Source organism: Paenibacillus anseongensis, assembly GCF_009757995.1.
In the GTDB taxonomy this organism is placed as follows: Bacteria; Bacillota; Bacilli; order Paenibacillales; family NBRC-103111; genus Paenibacillus_E; species Paenibacillus_E chondroitinus.
This window is the reverse complement of record NZ_WSEM01000009.1, coordinates 108,996-126,161: the sequence shown is the minus strand read 5'-3', so window position 1 is coordinate 126,161 and position 17,166 is coordinate 108,996. Positions and strand designations below refer to the sequence as shown.

General features: G+C 45.6%; 17 protein-coding genes and 1 riboswitch. Of the genes, 5 read left to right on the top strand and 12 right to left on the bottom strand.

The window, feature by feature from the left end:
• Positions 1-18: 18 nt before the first annotated feature.
• Positions 19-861: a metallophosphoesterase family protein gene (locus GON05_RS12230; RefSeq protein ID WP_157319416.1), complete on the bottom strand. Its 843-nt coding sequence runs from the start codon at positions 859-861 to the stop codon at positions 19-21.
• 174 nt (positions 862-1,035) lie between these two features.
• A riboswitch (SAM riboswitch) is annotated at positions 1,036-1,168 on the top strand.
• A 98-nt stretch (positions 1,169-1,266) separates the two neighbouring features.
• Here GON05_RS12230 and GON05_RS12225 point away from each other — a divergent pair.
• The 3 genes from GON05_RS12225 (at position 1,267) to GON05_RS12215 (ending at position 3,864) form a co-directional block, all read left to right on the top strand.
• Entirely contained in the window at positions 1,267-1,767 is a 501-nt protein-coding gene (locus GON05_RS12225; RefSeq protein ID WP_157319415.1) for a hypothetical protein, read from the top strand.
• Positions 1,768-1,832: 65 nt separating this feature from the next.
• The gene (locus GON05_RS12220) at positions 1,833-3,215 is read left to right on the top strand and encodes an MFS transporter (protein ID WP_157319414.1); all 1,383 of its coding nucleotides are present in this window, start codon (positions 1,833-1,835) and stop codon (positions 3,213-3,215) included.
• Between the two features lie 13 nt (positions 3,216-3,228).
• Positions 3,229-3,864, top strand: a complete 636-nt coding sequence (locus GON05_RS12215) for a peptide-methionine (S)-S-oxide reductase MsrA (RefSeq protein ID WP_246239058.1) — start codon at positions 3,229-3,231, stop codon at positions 3,862-3,864.
• A 48-nt stretch (positions 3,865-3,912) separates the two neighbouring features.
• Here the strand turns inward: GON05_RS12215 and GON05_RS12210 are convergent, their stop codons facing one another.
• Together GON05_RS12210 and GON05_RS12205 are read right to left on the bottom strand one after the other, a co-directional pair.
• Positions 3,913-4,440: a DUF2569 family protein gene (locus GON05_RS12210; protein ID WP_157319412.1), complete on the bottom strand. Its 528-nt coding sequence runs from the start codon at positions 4,438-4,440 to the stop codon at positions 3,913-3,915.
• A 363-nt stretch (positions 4,441-4,803) separates the two neighbouring features.
• Complete coding sequence (locus tag GON05_RS12205; protein WP_157319411.1) at positions 4,804-5,460, bottom strand: cupin domain-containing protein; 657 nt, start codon at positions 5,458-5,460, stop codon at positions 4,804-4,806.
• Positions 5,461-5,669: 209 nt separating this feature from the next.
• Between GON05_RS12205 and spoVB the strand changes: the two genes are divergently transcribed.
• The gene (gene spoVB, locus GON05_RS12200) at positions 5,670-7,220 is read left to right on the top strand and encodes a stage V sporulation protein B (RefSeq protein ID WP_157319410.1); all 1,551 of its coding nucleotides are present in this window, start codon (positions 5,670-5,672) and stop codon (positions 7,218-7,220) included.
• Positions 7,221-7,264: 44 nt separating this feature from the next.
• Here the strand turns inward: spoVB and GON05_RS12195 are convergent, their stop codons facing one another.
• On the bottom strand, positions 7,265-8,539 hold the full coding sequence (locus GON05_RS12195) for a S1C family serine protease (protein WP_157319409.1): 1,275 nt from the start codon (positions 8,537-8,539) through the stop codon (positions 7,265-7,267).
• 291 nt (positions 8,540-8,830) lie between these two features.
• On the opposite strand from GON05_RS12195, the gene GON05_RS12190 reads away from it, so the two are divergent.
• Positions 8,831-9,178 carry a VOC family protein gene (locus GON05_RS12190; protein WP_157319408.1) on the top strand — a complete coding sequence of 116 codons (348 nt, stop codon included), beginning with the start codon at positions 8,831-8,833 and terminating at the stop codon, positions 9,176-9,178.
• Between the two features lie 65 nt (positions 9,179-9,243).
• Here the strand turns inward: GON05_RS12190 and GON05_RS12185 are convergent, their stop codons facing one another.
• From GON05_RS12185 to GON05_RS12150, 8 genes are all read right to left on the bottom strand, one after another.
• Positions 9,244-10,452 (bottom strand): multidrug effflux MFS transporter, encoded by a 1,209-nt coding sequence (locus GON05_RS12185; RefSeq protein WP_127455952.1) that lies wholly within the window; start codon positions 10,450-10,452, stop codon positions 9,244-9,246.
• A gap of 98 nt (positions 10,453-10,550) precedes the next feature.
• Positions 10,551-11,246 carry a DNA alkylation repair protein gene (locus GON05_RS12180; RefSeq protein ID WP_157319407.1) on the bottom strand — a complete coding sequence of 232 codons (696 nt, stop codon included), beginning with the start codon at positions 11,244-11,246 and terminating at the stop codon, positions 10,551-10,553.
• Positions 11,215-11,802: a GDSL-type esterase/lipase family protein gene (locus GON05_RS12175; protein ID WP_157319406.1), complete on the bottom strand. Its 588-nt coding sequence runs from the start codon at positions 11,800-11,802 to the stop codon at positions 11,215-11,217. Before GON05_RS12175 ends, GON05_RS12180 begins: the two co-directional genes overlap by 32 nt.
• Before the next feature lie 364 nt (positions 11,803-12,166).
• The gene (locus tag GON05_RS12170; RefSeq protein ID WP_181646587.1) at positions 12,167-12,928 is read right to left on the bottom strand and encodes a DeoR/GlpR family DNA-binding transcription regulator; all 762 of its coding nucleotides are present in this window, start codon (positions 12,926-12,928) and stop codon (positions 12,167-12,169) included.
• A 110-nt stretch (positions 12,929-13,038) separates the two neighbouring features.
• On the bottom strand, positions 13,039-14,061 hold the full coding sequence (locus GON05_RS12165) for a phage baseplate protein (protein ID WP_221435225.1): 1,023 nt from the start codon (positions 14,059-14,061) through the stop codon (positions 13,039-13,041).
• 37 nt (positions 14,062-14,098) lie between these two features.
• Positions 14,099-14,926 (bottom strand): glycerophosphodiester phosphodiesterase, encoded by an 828-nt coding sequence (locus tag GON05_RS12160; protein ID WP_157319404.1) that lies wholly within the window; start codon positions 14,924-14,926, stop codon positions 14,099-14,101.
• Between the two features lie 23 nt (positions 14,927-14,949).
• Positions 14,950-16,281, bottom strand: coding sequence for an ABC transporter substrate-binding protein (locus tag GON05_RS12155; protein WP_157319403.1), 1,332 nt, complete (start codon positions 16,279-16,281; stop codon positions 14,950-14,952).
• Positions 16,282-16,320: 39 nt separating this feature from the next.
• Complete coding sequence (locus tag GON05_RS12150) at positions 16,321-17,130, bottom strand: carbohydrate ABC transporter permease (RefSeq protein WP_127455984.1); 810 nt, start codon at positions 17,128-17,130, stop codon at positions 16,321-16,323.
• Positions 17,131-17,166 lie beyond the last annotated feature (36 nt).

The window sequence follows — 17,166 nt, the reverse complement described above, 5'->3', positions numbered from 1 at the left end:
ACCTCCTCTGATCAGAAACTATCGTTGTTCCGCCTCTATTCGCAAAGAGATGATGCACGCCCGTTCTAAATCTGTCCCACGTGCGCTGGCATTATGTCTAAAATGTTTCATATTGTTATATAACATCTCAACATTCCCTATCAGGGCTGCATCCGTAAAATCAATCGCCGAAATACGAATTTCATCTTGCTCAACGTCCACAATTCGCAGACCATGCTGATCAAGACAAGCAGATAGTTGAACAAACGTCCAATTATTTTGCTTAACAATAGAATCAATGTGCGTATGCCCGTTAAAATAGATCCCTACGCCTTCTTTCTTGCTTAGGATCTTCCACATATCGATGCTTGGGTGAATGGAACCTTTATCTTTATCGGAATTGGTTGTCGTGTTATGTACCGGATGATGAGCAAAAACTAAGACAGGTTTCGTCCCCGATGCCGTTATGACCTCTTCAAACCATGCCAATTGCTCTACGTCAACCCAGCCTCCCCAGTCCTCAAAATCCATTTCTTTAGCGGTATCCAGGAATACAAGGATGGCTTTCTCATTTTCAACAGCGTGATAGCGAGGTTGTCCCGTTATTTCGAGAACTTCCCTTCTTGTTTGAGCATATAGATCATGGTTGCCCAAAGCATGGTAGAACGTTCTATCACTTTGTCGCAGCAAAGCATAGACTTCGCGAAGCTCCGAGGAATGCCCGTAATTCGTCAAATCTCCCAGTGAAATATGAGCGTCACCTTCCAATTCCAAAAAACGTCCCAGTAAAGTTTCATAGAATCCATTACGTGCTTCCAACCAACCTGGAATTGCTTCATCAATTTCGTGATAATGCAAATCTCCCATTACGACTAGCTTCATAAAGATCGCTCCTTCTTTCACTAAAATTTGATGTCATCTATCATCATCATAGTTAGCTTGTATTAAATTGATTAACTATTTCATTTATTAATTTTGTAAATATTTGACTTGAATTTTATTCTTGACAACAGAGTGCTTTGTAGTAATATTGAACGTAATCGAATAGGTTGATTTTTCTTATCAAGAGTAGGTGGAGGGACTAGCCCGATGATACCCGGCAACCGACAAACCTTTGTTAACAAAGGAATGCACGGTGCTAATTCTTGCGGAGACGCTGTGTTAGGCTAGCGAATCTGGGAGATAAGAGCGAGGCGATGACTTTGAATTCCTATGACCTTTCTCTGTTTCCGGAGAAGGTCATTTTTGCTTTTTCGAGCTATTACACTTGTTTAAGGATGTGACAAGATGTCAATCACAATGAATGAGAGAATGACGACAATTGAAACCGCCCAGTCTTGCCAGGATCGCCCCCCTCTTCAAATCGCTTTCCTGCAAGCAACAGTCAAGATTACCCGAATAGAATGTTTTCGATATGACCACGAACTTATCGCTAAGCTGCAGCTTGGGGACGGAGTCGATACGATCTATGGACTTCTTGCAATCTCCACGGATACGGGAGCTGTTGGCATCAAGGAATTTGCAATCCCTTCTGGAAGCCTGAAGTGCGATTTGACTACATGGGTTGCTCTTTTCCAGCGGATAAAAGGGCTGACTTTGACCGAAAGTATGGACTATACGCAGCTAAAACAAGCGGCATGGGGCCCCGTGAGAAAAGAGTTGATTGAGTCCGCTTTACAAGATCTAATTGAAAAAACAGAGCCTATCTCGCTAACAAACAAGGATCAAAAATATATCTTGGATCGGGCCTACTTATACAATTATTCACAATCGTATATCTCCTTTTAAACACATATGGACATTGAAAAAATACTTAAGTTGATTGAAGCCTCATTAGAAAGGAGTTCATCTTCTTGTCAAATACCGCCAAATCAAACAAAACCGGCCATCTATGGCTCATAACAGCTGTAGCTTTGGGGACGCTGCTTAACCCTTTGAACACAACCATGATTTCTGTCGCTTTTTCCAGGCTGCAGGAGGAGTTTCATGTCACGTATGCCTCGATTTCCTGGCTCATTGCAACCTACTATGTGGCTAGTGCGGTCGCACAGCCTGTCATGGGGAAGGTCGGCGATTTATTCGGCCGCAAAAAAATCTTCATGCTCGGACTCGCCCTCATCACCGTCTCCTCCATGCTGGCGCCACTTTCAACGAGCTTTGGCTGGCTGATGACGTTTCGTGTCATTCAAGCGATCGGCAGCTCCGCCCTATTCCCCAATGGCATGGGCATCATCCGCTCGGTCATCACGACGAATCAGGCGAGAGCGCTAAGTGTCATGTCGGTGTTCTCCTCCACCTCGGCGGCTCTAGGTCCATCGCTCGGAGGATTTTTGATCCAATATAGCGACTGGCCGTCTATTTTTCTCATTAATTTTCCGTTTATCGTCGTATCATTCGTACTCTCTCTTCGAATGATGCCTAAGGATGCACCACGGAAGCAATCAGGTGCAGGTTCTTTGGACATAACAGGCATCGTCTTTTTTACTGCGCTGATTTTTAGCTGGCTGTTCTTTTTCCTATCGTTCAAATCCGGGGTCAACTGGCTGCTGCTCCTGCTTAGTCTGGTGCTCAGCGTAGGCTTTTACTGGTATGAAGCCAAGCGAAAGCAGCCGTTTATTGATGTCCTGTTTCTAAAACGGAATGTCGATGTTTGCTTCGTTTATTTGCAATTCATTTTAGTCAATATTGTGTTCTATTCAATTATGTTTGGGATCCCTTCGTATTTGCAGCAGGTGCGGCATTACAATGGGCAAGAAGTAGGATTAATCATGCTGTCCATTTCAGGCTTCGGCATTCTCGTCACCCCCCTTGTGGGCAGGTGGATTGACCGTTCCGGTTCGCGAACTCCGCTGCTCGTCGGTACGCTATTCGTTGTGGCTGGAACCTCCATGCTGTTAACGATTCATGATAGCTCCACTGCGGTTTGGATTTTTATCTGCTTATCTGTGCTTGGCATCAGCAACGGGTTTCAGAATCTCGGACTGCAAACAGCCCTGTATTCTTACGTTACGACGGCAGAGACCGGCATTGCCTCGGGTATGTTCATGACTTCTCGTTTTATGGGAACCATATTATCTTCGAGCTTGCTCGGAACGGTTTTCAGCACGCAAATCACGACTGCGCACTTTCACAGTTTGATTATCGGGTGCGTGATCATCAGCGTGCTGATGCTTCTATTGTCCCTCCGCATGTTTCTTAGAGCGAGAAGCGGTACAGAGCAAGTACAGTCGCAATAAGGAGATGAACATGATGAATAATGGCAACGACCAAACGGTAACCCTGGGGATGGGGTGCTTCTGGAGCCCGGATGCTTTGTTCGGGCAGCTGGCCGGCATCACGAGAACACGTGTGGGTTTTGCCGGAGGAACGACAGAGAACCCCACCTATCGGCAGCTTGGGGACCACTCCGAGACCGTCGAAATGGACTTCGATTCCAGCATCGTGAGTTTGGAAGCCATCCTGCATGTGTTCTGGAGCAACCATAATCCGGTAAATATAAATGATTACAAAGGCCGGCAGTACCGATCTTTGGTCTTATATCGCGACCCCTCACAGTTGGATATCATTCGTAAGGTCATGGCGAACAGCGAGGAACAAGGAAAGGGTACGCCGGACACTGAGGTTGCTCCTTTTAAGGGCTTTTACCCTGCTGAGGACAGGCATCAGAAATATTATTTGAAACGCTATCCCGATGCCATCGACAAGTTGAGCACTCTTTTTCCAACTGAGGAGGCACTGACCAACGCAACCTTGGCTGCAAGATTAAATGGGCTGGCTAAAGGTTATACGAATAGGGATAGAATCATCAACGAAATCCGGACATGGCTGATTAGCGGTAAGGAGCAGGAAGAGATCATTCGACTTATTCGAGGGATAAAATGGTAAGGGAATGGAGAAAAGGCAGCCCATCTGATTGATGGGCTGCCTTTCTTTTTAGTTCGTATATGTATTTTTCACTCGTTTTGAATTAATAAAGTAAGGGATCCAGATTAAACAAGTAACGAATGATTTAACAATATTTCTGCCTTGTTCCCCCATTAGTTCGTGAGTCGCCATTTCCTCAATGGAGTTTGAAATAAAATAATAGCCAACATTAGCAGCAAAGTTAATCAAATAAAAATATATCACCATATATTTCAATAGCTTCTTTTTTTTCAAGATGCAATAACCAATGATGACTGGAAAAACCACATAAAATAAATTCAAGGCAGTCTCATAAATGATAATTAAAGCATATTTCCAGTTTTCCTCATACAATTGCGACAACCGTCCACTTTGGTAAACAGGGAATAGCGTATCCAGCAAATAGTAGAAGGAGCTCCCGAAAGTTAATAAGAGGCCTAAAGCTACCAAGTAAAGCCAGCCACCAAAACCATAAGGCTTAACCTTTTCCTCTATAGGCGGCATCATTCCTGTCGTGTTATCCAGTTTTACTGCTAAGTCGTTTTCTGTATGGGCCATTGAGTCACCTTTCAATCTTTTCCGTCTTACCTTTATACTCCTTAAAAAAATAAATTCTGTCAATCAAATATGTGAGTGTGATCACTTCGATTGCCAACACCTCAAGCCACGTAAAGGAACTGGAGGCCTCTATTTTGCAGAAAACGAGCTATTTCCTAATTAGGCGGAACTACAGGCTCTTATTTCTCGTCAATGGCCTGGTTTCACAGCAAAATTGGCAAAATAGAGGAACGTAGTTCCTCTACTCACGGAAATTCTGCTTTTTCTTCGAAATAGCGCCCTCTAGTTCCCTGAAGTGAATGCCCCAAAGAACCGCAATTAATGAATTGCGGTTCTTCATTTGCATAGAAGACCCAGCCACCCCTACCGATAGCCGTTACCAATGCCCGGGAAAGGTGATGGCCGCGACACATATCCCGTATAAGAAGCTTGCGGATGCGGCTCCGCTTGCGGTGGGTAAGTATCAGGCCGCACCTCGCGTTGATGCGAGCAATCGGCCGGCGGCCCGATCGTGACAGTGCCCTGGATCGGAGCTAACGCCTGCGTGATCTGCGCTTGATCCAAGCAATACGTATGAGCAAGCATGTTTCTCGGAGCCAGTCTGAGGAAGTCGGATACCGCGATGAATTCCGGTACCGGCGCATCGAAGATTGCGAGCAGATGCGTATCGTCTTCGGTTGCCATTTCCCAGTGGAACCACCCTTGCGGAATATTCGCTACCTGACCTGGAGTAATGTTGTAGGTAAGCACCATTTTGGTGAACGGATTCAGGAGGGACACAACCGCTGCGCCTCGAATGCAATAGACCAGCTCCGTTGCGTTCTGATGAACATGCGGTTCGACCACATTCGCTTTGGATAAATAGATGTCGAGCAATGAAACATTACCCAGCGTATTCAATTGCTGAATACCAAGCGTGTTAATGAAATTGTTCGCATCCTTAGTGAATGTACGATTATTCTTCAGATCGTAGAAATATTGGACGTTTGGAGAAGTGAAATCCATATAGGATACAGCCATACGCTCAGCCTCCCGATTGTATTATCGTCTTTACTAAACGTATTCCACTTCATCTATACCCATGACAAATGCCCTTCCTCCCAATCAACTTTCACTCCATACGGCCCATCCATCCGCAAAAATGACATCAAAACCGGCTTGTTCGCATGCTTTTCCAATTTTTGAATACATTTAAATATTCGATAAACAGAAACAGGAGGACACAAGTCATGTCACAACATGGGCATTCGTTCATGAGAGGTACGCTGGTATTGTCTGTCGCTGCTTTCATCAACCGTATTCTCGGTTTTATCAGCGGTATGTATATCGCGCGTGTACTGGGCGCAGAGGGTATCGGCATCTTGATGATGGCCCATCCGCTCGTCCCGCTCGTCATTACGATTACGGAGTTGGGCTTGCCGGTAGCCATTTCGAAGTTGGTCGCAGAGGCCTCCGCCCGCGGCGAACGAATGAAAGTAAGACGCATTCTGCATGTCTCACTTGCCGTCACGGGCTTCTTGAGCGTAGCGCTCACGACCATAACGCTGCTTGGATCCGAGTGGATCGCATCCATTCTCCTAAGCGACCAACGTGCTTATTTCGCGATGCTCGCCATTACGCCGATTGCGCCGATTGTAGCCGTCTCCGCGGTATTAAAAGGATATTTCCGCGGCATGCAGCGGATGAAGACGATCGCAGCCTCCGATGTGCTGGAGCATACCGTTCAAATCGCCTGCGTGTTAGCGCTTGTCCACTTGCTCCTGCCTTACGGCGTCGCTTATGCCGCCGCAGGAGCAATGGCTGCTTCTGTCATCAGCGAAGCCGTCAGCCTCCTCTTCCTGGTGACAAGCTACAAGCTGTTCGGCGAATCCAGGACGCCTGGCGAAACTTGGGCAAACCACCTAAAGCAAGGAAAAAGCACACTCGGCGAGCTGCTGCAGATCGGACTACCGACCACCGGTCACGGCATTATTCACTCGTTGTACAGCACCTTCCAGCCTCTTCTTATCACAACGAGCCTAGCGCTCGCCGGCGTCGGTACGGCGCTGGCCACCAAGCAGTTCGGCATGCTGGCTGGCTATGCGTTTCCACTGCTGTTCATGCCAAGCTTTATCACGCAATCCTTGTCAACCGCACTTATACCTGCGATTGGCGAGGCAGCGGCGAATAAGAACAGCCTGCTTATCCATGAGAGGATGAATCAGGCTTTGAACTTGGGGCTTCTAATCGGCGCTCCGGCAACCGTGATCCTGTACGAGTGGGCGACTCCGCTAACGACGCTTGTCTATCATGCTCCCGAGGCAGGATTGCTGCTGAAAATACTGGCGCCAATGTTTTTCCTGCATTATTTCGATGCTCCCCTTCATGCGATTCTGCTCGGACTCGGCCGCGCGCAGGCTACGCTGTGGAATTATGTAATAGCCACCGCATTCAAGGCTGTCACGATCTACATTTTAGGCAGCCAGCTGGGCATTATCGGTGTGGCTTATGGCATCGGTATCGGCATTGTGATGCAGACGGTGCTGAACTTCTTTTCCATTTCCAACTCCATCGGGTTCTATTGGAACATTCGTCCCTATGTCAAAGTTGGGATCAGTATGATGATGATGGCGATATCCGGACACTGGATCTATCAATATGTAATGAGCCATGGCATGCCGCAGGTTTGGTGCGTAACTACTTCTATCGTTTGTTCCTTGCTTCTCTATTTCGCGGCACTCGTATTCACAGGTACGTTGAATTGGAAAAGTTCGCGTCACAGGTTTTCAATTCCCTGGTAAACGTAGAAAGAGACCCTCAGCGGTTGCTGGGGGTCTCCATTTTATTAGCTTTGATAACTGGTTGCTGCGTTTTTATCACCAACTTTAACGGTAACATCCTTCTCTTGCCCGTCGCGAGAAATGGTTATTTTCAGTTCATCGCCAACAGACGCGGCTTGCACAGCTTTGGTAATGTCCTCCGTGCTGGAAGATGCTTTACCATTTATACTTAAAATAACGTCATATTGACGAATGCCCCCTTCAAATGCTGGCGTACCATGCTCTACTTCAGCTACTACGGCACCTTTTGTGCTGTTGATTTTTAAATCTGACAGCATATCATCCGTAATATTTTGCAGCGCTACACCAATGTAGGGTGCTGGCTCTTTGGGGATCGTTTCATTATTTTTCAGCTTATCCACAACTGAACTGAACGTGCTTGAGGGAATGGCAAAACCGATGCCTTGCGCTTCAGAGTTCACAGCTGTATTAATCCCGATAACTTCCCCATTCAAATTTAAAAGCGGACCGCCAGAGTTCCCAGGATTGATCGCTGTATCGGTTTGTAATAAATGCTTATAGTTTCTAGTCCCTTGGGTATCATCAATGCTGATCTCACGCTCTTTGGCGCTTAGGACACCTGTCGTTACGGAGTAATCAAAGTCATACGGGTTGCCGATCGCAACAAGCCAATCGCCTACTTCCGTATTGTCGGAACTGCCTATTTTTAATGCCGGAAATTCTTTATCTCCTTGAATCTGAAGCACTGCCAAGTCTAGATCATAACTGCTTCCTAGAAGTTTTGCTGTAAAAGGTGTATCGTAACCTTGTACGTAAACGCTAATTTCGTCCGCGCCGTCAATGACATGCTCATTAGTTAAAATATATCCATTCGAGTCAAAGATAAAGCCCGATCCAATCCCATTTTCAATGGTATCCCCACTTTGAGTGCCTTGTTGGAATGGGTTTCTTCTGTTTTGCCCCGTATTCGTCTGCTTTACTTTCGTCTCAATTTTGACAATTGCCGGACTCGCGGATTTTGCAATGGCAGATACGCTATTATTCCCTGTTGGGGATAATGACGCCGTTTGGACATTGGCTGCATTTGAATTAGCCGTTGCAGCGATGCCTGATGGCGTGGACGCAGTATCAAATCCAAACAAATTCAACTTATCCGATGTGAACATCAAACCGCCAATAACGACCGCGCCAGCCATAAAAGCTGCAAACATGGATTTAAATTTAGGATTTCCTATTTTGTTATCAACCTTTATACCCTTTACTTCGATCATATCATTGATATCATTCATATCGTTCATATCTTTCATATCTTCATTCATGTGATTACCACCTTTCGAGTGCTAGTTAATTGAATTAATGTTGATAGTTGAAGTATAGGACGCGAACCTGAAATGAGACTTAAGTTGGGCTGATAGGCATATGAAAGTTAACTGAAAATATGCTGAAGACGCGAAGGCTGTCCTCGGTGATAATTTCAAGCATTAGCTCCTGCTCTTTAGAAAACAATACTATTGGACAACCCCACGGGAAAAAGGAACTTACCTGTACATCTCGAATATCTACTGTAATCGGATGGCCAAAAATAAGAAGATAGACAGGAGTAAATTACGATGATCAAAGGTTTCGGAGGCATATTTTGGAGAACTAAAAATGTTGAGGTTATAAAAAAATGGTACAGTGATGTGCTGAAGATTGAAATCGGAGATTGGAACGGGACGATCATACAACCTCAATCCGGCAATGAAACGATCTTTTCTTTCTTTACCGAGGATAGCGGCTATTTTCCAAAAGAACAGCAAGTCATGTTAAATTTCCAAGTCTACGATCTGGACGAGATGATTCAACATCTTGAACAAATCGGTGTACCTTTAGCGAAGAACAAAGAGGTCGGTGACTATGGCAAGTTTGCTTGGATCGAAGATCCGGAAGGTCGGCTGATCGAGCTGTGGGAGAAATAAGTCGGCAAATCGAAAAAGCCTCTAGAATGCACAAGTTAAGTGCTTCTAGAGGCTTTTTGATTTAGTTATCGTTGAGCGACTCCGCGTGAGCCTCTTCTTACGAGAATGAAGTACGCGAACATCGCAGCGGCGCTCGTCAACAAAATAATGACGCCTAGCGGCACAGCCGTATTCTCACCCGCGATACCGACCAGCGGGGAAACAACAGCCCCGAGTAAAAAGGGAATGACACCAAGCAATGCAGCAGCGCTGCCCGCATTTTGACTTTGGCTCTCCATCGCAAGCGGAAAAGCTGCCGTTGACGTTATACCGATTGCAGCCACAAAGAAAAATAGCGGAATTACTAAAGCGAAAAGCGGCCCATGAACGATGGCTACTACTAAAACTGTAAGGCTGGCAAAAAAGGCCACCCACAGACCGAACAACAGAAAGGCCTGTTCAGAGACGCGATGCGACATCCGCCCCACCACTTGGGAGCCGATGATTAAGCTAATGCCGTTGGATCCGAACAAAAGAGCAAATACCGTCGGCGAAGCGCCGTAAATATTTTGATAGATAAAAGGCGTTCCCGACACGTAAGCGAACACGCCCGCGATCATAATGCCCTGTGCCAGCATGTAGCCGACAAACTGGCGATCTCGCAGGAGCGAACCATAGTTCTTTAACTGTTCCATAAAATTGCTAGGCCTGCGGCGATCGGATGGCAAAGTCTCTTGCAGCTTCCATTTTGTCATCGTCAATAGGTACAATCCCAGTATCGCGAGTGCGATAAATACGCCGATCCACGTCGTGAAAGATAGTATTCCGCTACCGGTAACCGGTGCTACGAGCGGTCCCAAATTACCGACTAGCAGCAGCAGGGAGAAAAACTTGGTGAGTTCGTGGCCGCTGTACAAATCACGTGCAATTGCCCGGGAAATAACAATACCCGCGGATGCGGAGAAACCCTGCACGAAACGGAATGCAATCAACACTCCGATATTAGGCGAAAACGCACAAGCTAATGAAGCGACGACGTAAAAGGCCATTGAGATAAGCAACGGGTTTCGTCTGCCATAGACATCACTCAGAGAACCCATCACGAGTTGGCCGATGCCCAGACCGAGTAAACAAGCGGTCAAACTGAGTTGTACAAGGGAAGCCGTTGTACCAAATTGCTTTACAATTTCCGGGAACGCGGGTAAATACATATCAATGGTAAAAGGCCCGAGTGTCGAAAATAAACCGAGCAGCAATGCTAATCTAAACGCATGCTGATTGTTCTTGCTGGTCATAATAAAAATGATCTCCTATTCTTCTATCCTTATCCAAGTCTCATATAAAGAACCTGATGTTCATCCTAACACAAATCTACAAATTCCGACAATGAAATTTAACACCTTACATATTTGCGTTTGAAACCGATTCTCCCTTTTTCCACTTCCTTTTGAATACGATCGGAAGCGATCAGCCTCTTATTGCGTTCGACTTCAACTGGACCAACGGCTTCTGCGGTTTCAACAGCCTTATCATGAAGCGGCAAATAGGATACTCCTACTGTGTAGATGAAATTATTCATCGCATATTTCGTTCGTTCGGGCGCATCATGAATCGTATTTTTCACCCTTTCGAGCATAGCGGCAAGTTTACTTTCATCAAATTCGCTGTCCCGTCGGTTACCCAAGAGCCAGCAGTAACAACTCCAGCCTGCCGACATTTTCAACTCTTCACCGCTATGGATCCATTTATCGGCAACTTGCTCAGCGATATCTGTTTCTGCCAAAGTTACAGCAACCACATAATCAGACACCATATAAAAATATGCTGCATCTATCCAACGGTCAAAATCCGCTTCCGTCATTGCCTTTGGGTCAGCAATAACGCCGGCAAAATACATCGCATCGTAGTTTCCAGTATTGTAAAGCTCCTCAGCCAAAGGTTGATTGAGCTTAATTTTCTTGGCAATGGGCTTCATTTCACCGGTAGCTACGCCAAATAGTGGCTCGTGCGCACCGTTGGAGACGTAAATTTTCTTGGTTCGTTCCTTACCCAGAAGTTCAAGTTCTCGCATGACCGTTTCTACGTTCATAGATCAACACTTCCTTTTTTATTTCATCGGATAAATACTCATATCCTAGTTCGCCGAAATGTAGGCCGTCATTTCTTTGCCCTTTTAATAGTTCGGATAAATGGCGAACCCATATCATTTTTGCGAAAAAATCGATAAACTGACTTCCCGTTGCTTCACTCACTTCTTTAACGGCCTCTGCATATTCCTTAAGCACAAGATTTGTTCGAGCATGCTGTAACTTCTCATCTACGGGTGCCGGGCTAATTAGAATGACTTTGGCTGGTGAAAGAATAGTAACAATATCAGTGAGATTCCTTTTATAATCTAGCAATTGAACCCTCTTATGATGTGCAGCATCATTTGCGCCAAATAGTACCGTCACGAGATCCGGGCTATGAGATAAGACATCACTTTGAATTCTCTCGATCGCATCAAATGTATTATTGCCAGGCACGCCAGCGTTAATGACTTCCCATTCTTCGCCGAGTTTAGAGGCAAGCTTTATGGTCAATAGCGGACGATCGTAACCTTCTGTCCTTGAAGTTATACTGTCTCCGAAACAGACCAGTTTCATGAACTTGCTCCCCTCTACCCTCTTGTATTATTGTAACAGGAAAGATGCACACGGCAAACGCCGTTGTCGAAGCTAGACCAGTCACCGTCACCGATAGGGGAACTATAAGGCGCTATTTGTGCTAAATAGACTCCAGTTACGTTCCAAACGGAACTACAGGGTCCTATTGCCCTTCAAATTGGCCTATCTCTGCCAAAATGGCTGAATAGCGGATCATAGTTCCCTCTAACTAGCCATATGCCAGCTTTTCAGCATATTAGCGGAACACAGTTCCCTTTCATATAAAAGAGTAATTACAAAAAGGACACCCCACGGGTATCCTCGTTGAACTCTCTTAAACTTTGCCGTTCTCCGCACTCATCGATCACACCATGATAACATCCATTCCACTGTCGCGGAATTGCCGTACCACATTTTCCGATACGTTGCTGCCTGTAATCAGTGTATTAATGGATGTGCAAGGAGCTACGGTATGTAGTGATACCTTACCTATTTTACTGTCATCCGCTACAACAATTATCTTTTCAGCCGCATTTATCATGCCTTTTTTGGTCGGAACCAGCTGGGCCTCCGGATGCATGAGACCGTACTTGGGATGAATGACAGGAATCCCGATAAATGCCTTCTGAACATGGAGGGAACCCAGAACATGATCCGTGAACATACCGTTTAACATATAGCTGGAAGGATAAAGATCGCCGCCGGTTACAATGACCTTGATGCCCGGTGCATCACGCAGCTCTGTAGCAATATTCATGTCATTGGTGACCACTGTAATGTTTGATCGTTGAACCAGGTTTTTGGCAATATGCAGCGTTGTAGTTCCGGAGTCAATAATGATGTGCTCTCCGTCTTCCACCATGCTTGCGGCCATCTTGCCAATCCTGTCTTTTTGATCGAACTGTTGGACAACTCTTTCATTAAACGAAGGTTCATTATGCGTCCATTGATCGATTGTCACCCCACCGTGTGTCCTCTTTGCAAGTCCCTTTTGTTCAATTTCCTCCAGGTCCCTTCGAATGGTAGCTTCATGAACGTTGAATTCTTGGGCTAATTCAGCGATTGTTGCAACACGATGTATTTTTACATATTCGACTATCCTAAATTTTCGTTCTGCCGCTAACACGAGGCACCCCTCTTATGTGCAAACTTTGCTAATATTATGCTCAGATAAGAGTATATTCGCTTATTTTTGCTTTTAGATTAGTATATGCTGTTTATTCGGTCAAGTAAAATCTATTTATTGCGATTTTTAATAGCCACCTCAGGTAGCATCCGATTGTACGTGTACACATTTGCCAAGCGCAAAGGGGTGAAGTCGGAGGCAAACCCTACACCAAGCTCCGCTTTTTGAGGGTGTTTAACATCGGGAATTCGTACAGCTAAGCCTTCCGGTTCTCTAAAAGATAAAGAACTCCCTGCCGTAATCAGCTGCTTGTCGACTATTTCTCCTGTATCAAAATTCACAGTAGTAATGTACGTATTGCCTGTCGGTTCAACCGAACCGCTTGTGCCGTAAGAACTCCCCTCCAGCAAATAGAGATATTGCCCGTAAGAGGCGAAGCCTTGAAATGTTCCTACACTTGGCTGCACAACATCCGCAATAGCGTCATACTGGTGCTGCTTAACACTTTCCAATTCATACACACCGAAGTGGAAAACACCATCTTTCCGATAACGCATTGTTAACAAGTCGTTAGCCGCATCAATATTTACCGTTGTGCGATCCGCCCCTTCGATGAGCTTATGTTTCTGAAGCTCCGGCGACTCGTGAGTTAAAATCTTTCCATTCTCAAACTTGAATCTTGTGATGACGGTTCCCCAACCATCTTTCCCCTCTGCAACGGAGTCTGTTTCCGACCAAATATAAGGATTTCCGTCTTCCGTTTCAACTCCGATTTGAACACCATGACCGAAACCTTTCAAGTACATGTAACCTAACTTGTTTCCCTCAAGATCCAGTTCAGTCAAAGCCAAATCTCCGTTCAAACTGCGATTGGCCCCGCTGACGGCAGTCGGTTCTCCCGGAAGCATAAGCCCGCCTGCCATCAACTGCACGGTATAGATATGCTTATTTACGTTATCAAAAGCAAATGATTGCAGAACGGTGCCATTTTGCAACGCTTTATCACGAACCAGCTCCGTCGGCTGTGCGGACAAATCAAACACTTTTGAATGCCATGAAGGCTGCTTTGCACTCGCCGTAGGCATGGATGACCCAAGCACACAGGTGAGCACGACTCCTGCAATCAACACCATACACCTTTTAGCTCTCATCGAATTTGACCTCTCTTCCCTAATCAAAATAGCGATTCAATAGCTCAACAAATATACTTGGCTCGTCAACTGCATATCGCCGAATTCCCATGTTCAGCAATTCGAATAAGTCTTCCTGATCAAATTTATACGGCAGCACTTCCAATTCCATCCCCGCTTCTCCTAGATACTGCAGAGCCTCTTGAATAAAAGTCTTCTGCAGTTTGTAACGCCACGACTGCTTTTCCTCGGCATCTGGCAGGTGAAGCTGAACCATATTGAGGGAGTCAAACCCTGTTTGACGAATATGTGTGAATGTTTCCACCGCTGTTTCTGGGAAACGCGCAGGAATCCACAGCATGGTTCTAACCTCGGGAACTAACCGTTTAACGGTTTTACAATTCTCATGATTATTGTGGGCAAAAATAATCTGCCGGGCTACGCCATATTCTTGAATCAGCGCAGCCAATGCTTCCAAATCTACCTGTTTAAAGTCCAGATAGAGCTGACGGTCGGAATGCTCGGACAAAACAGCCAATATCTGCTTAAGTGAAGGAACCTTCTCATTACGGAACTGCTCGCCGAATTTCACACCTGCATCCCATTGCTGAATCTGATCAAAAGTAAGTTCAGAGATCAGCTTGTCTTGATCCGCTTCGGGTACGGACAGTGTTCGTTTCGGCGTTGCGTCATGTATACCGATAATGATGCCATCTGCCGTTTGCCGGATATCAATCTCGGGTATTCCCCCGAGATTCCATGCGTAATTCATCGCTGCCATCGTATTCTCGGGTACTTCCGAATTCGAGTTTTGGTGCGCTTGCCATTGAATAGCCTTGCTCCCTAAGTTCTTGTCAGTTAAGGACATTGTCGCCATTCCTCCACATTATTTTATTTGGACTTCAAAATTCGTTCCGTTTCCTTTTTAAATCCATCCAATGACGATTTGATATCTTTGCTGTCATACATGATTGCCTGCATAACGGAATGAAACTCCTTCATAACTTCCGGCCAAACGACGCTTTTATTGGTATCAACGGCAAATTGAAGCTGATCGTAAGCGACCTTGCGATTCGGCTCTTTCGTCCATAGATCCTGAATTTGCTTCGTTTCGACCATTTTCTTGGTGAAAGGCAGGTAACCCGTATCGATTATGAACTGTAAGCCGCCTTGCGGATCAGTCTCCACCCAATTAATGAACTCCCATGCTGCGTCCTTTTGCTTGGATCCGGTAGTCATGGCAATATTAGCGCCGCCTGTAGGCTCAGCATTCACTTTATCTTTCGGCATGAAAGCGGTTACCATTTTAAACTTAAGGTTGGAAAGCGATCCCATGACACCTGTCGATTGGAACATCATCCCGACTTTACCGTCTGTGAACATCTGATTGACAATGCTGCCGGAGTTTTGTGAAGGTGGGTAGTACAAAGCGCCAGACTTTTGCATATCCTTCAAGTAGCTAAACACTTTGTCCCCAATTCCGTTATCAATAAAATCAACTGAAGTTGCTTTTTCATTGAAAAACTTACCGCCTGCTTGCGCAATCAAGGCAATCGGGTACCACGAATCGTGAACCATGGTAAGTCCATAACGCTTGTATTCGCTTCCTTCCTTAATCACCAACGCGTTGGCAACTTTGTTCAGTTCGTCCCAAGTTGTCGGAACCGCAAGTCCTTTTTCATCCAGCATATCCTTATTGATATAGAAAATCGGCGTGGAACGGTTTAAAGGCAAGGATACCAATTTGTTATTAAACGTAGAATGCCCCATCAAACCAGGAACGAAATCATCTGCGCTCAGCTTCGAACTTTTCATATAAGCGTTAAGATCTTGCAATACCTCAGCGTCTGCGAACTGCTCAACATATGCGCGTTCAAGCATCGTTACGTCGGGTGCGGTATTGGCTGCAATCGACTGCTGCAATTTGGTAGCGGTTTCATCATAATTGCCTTGAAACGTTCCAACCACTTCAATATTAGGATGGGAAGCATTGAATCGGTCAATCATTGCTGTCATATACTCACCGGTTTTTCCCCCGAGAGAGTGCCAAAATTGAACCGTAGCCTTGCCTTTTGCCGGCTCGCCAGAGGCCTTGGCCGTCGCAGCCGAAGTCGATGCTGGAGCCGTTGTTCCTTCAACGCCGCTTCCATTTGATGAACAGCCTGCTAGCAAACCCGTTAATACGACTGCAGCGACCATCATATTGCCAACTTTTTTCTTCATGTATTTACCCCTCCATTAATAGGATTAGATTGTTTTAGTTTATTTAATTCCTGAGTATACAAAAGCTTTAACAATGTATTTCGAGCAGAATGCATACACAATCAAAATGGGAATAACCAACACCACATTGGCCGCCATAAGAATATTCCAATTGTTCACGCCTTCCGTTTCCTTCAGCATCGAAATACCTATGGTAAGAGGCCGAACAGGTGTCGAATCGGTCATCACTAAAGGCCAGAAATAATCGTTCCAATGGCTGACAAAGCTGAAGAGGACAACCGTTGCCAAGGCAGGCATAGCCATTGGAGTCAGGATATTCCACATGATTCTGAACTCGCTCGCGTTATCTATTCTGGCAGCCTCTATGATTTCTTCCGGAGTTTGCATAAAATATTGGCGCAGCAGGAAGATGCCGAATGCATTGGACATAAACGGAATAATTTGCGGCAGCAGCGACTTGATTAAGCCCCAATCCGCCAGCATCAAATAAACAGGAATGAAGGTAACCTGGCCGGGAATCATAAACGCCAACAGCACCATGCCGAACAGGATTCCTTTTCCATAAAAATTGTACTTGGCAAAAGCGTAAGCAGCTGGGATCATCACAATCACTTGCAGAACGATAACGGAAAGCGTCACGATGACGGAATTCCTTGTATAGGTTAAAAATGGCCCCGTACCCATAGCATCCGTGAAATTTTTCCACTGCGGCATAGCTGGAACCATCGTTGGCGGGAACGTCATAATCTCATCATAAGACTGCAATGACGTCGATATCATCCACAGAAACGGGAATATAAAAACAAGTAGAAGCGCGATTTTGAAAATAAAGCTGACGGTTCGCTTCATGGCCAATTGTACTCTCCTTTTTCATCCTCTAGTTTG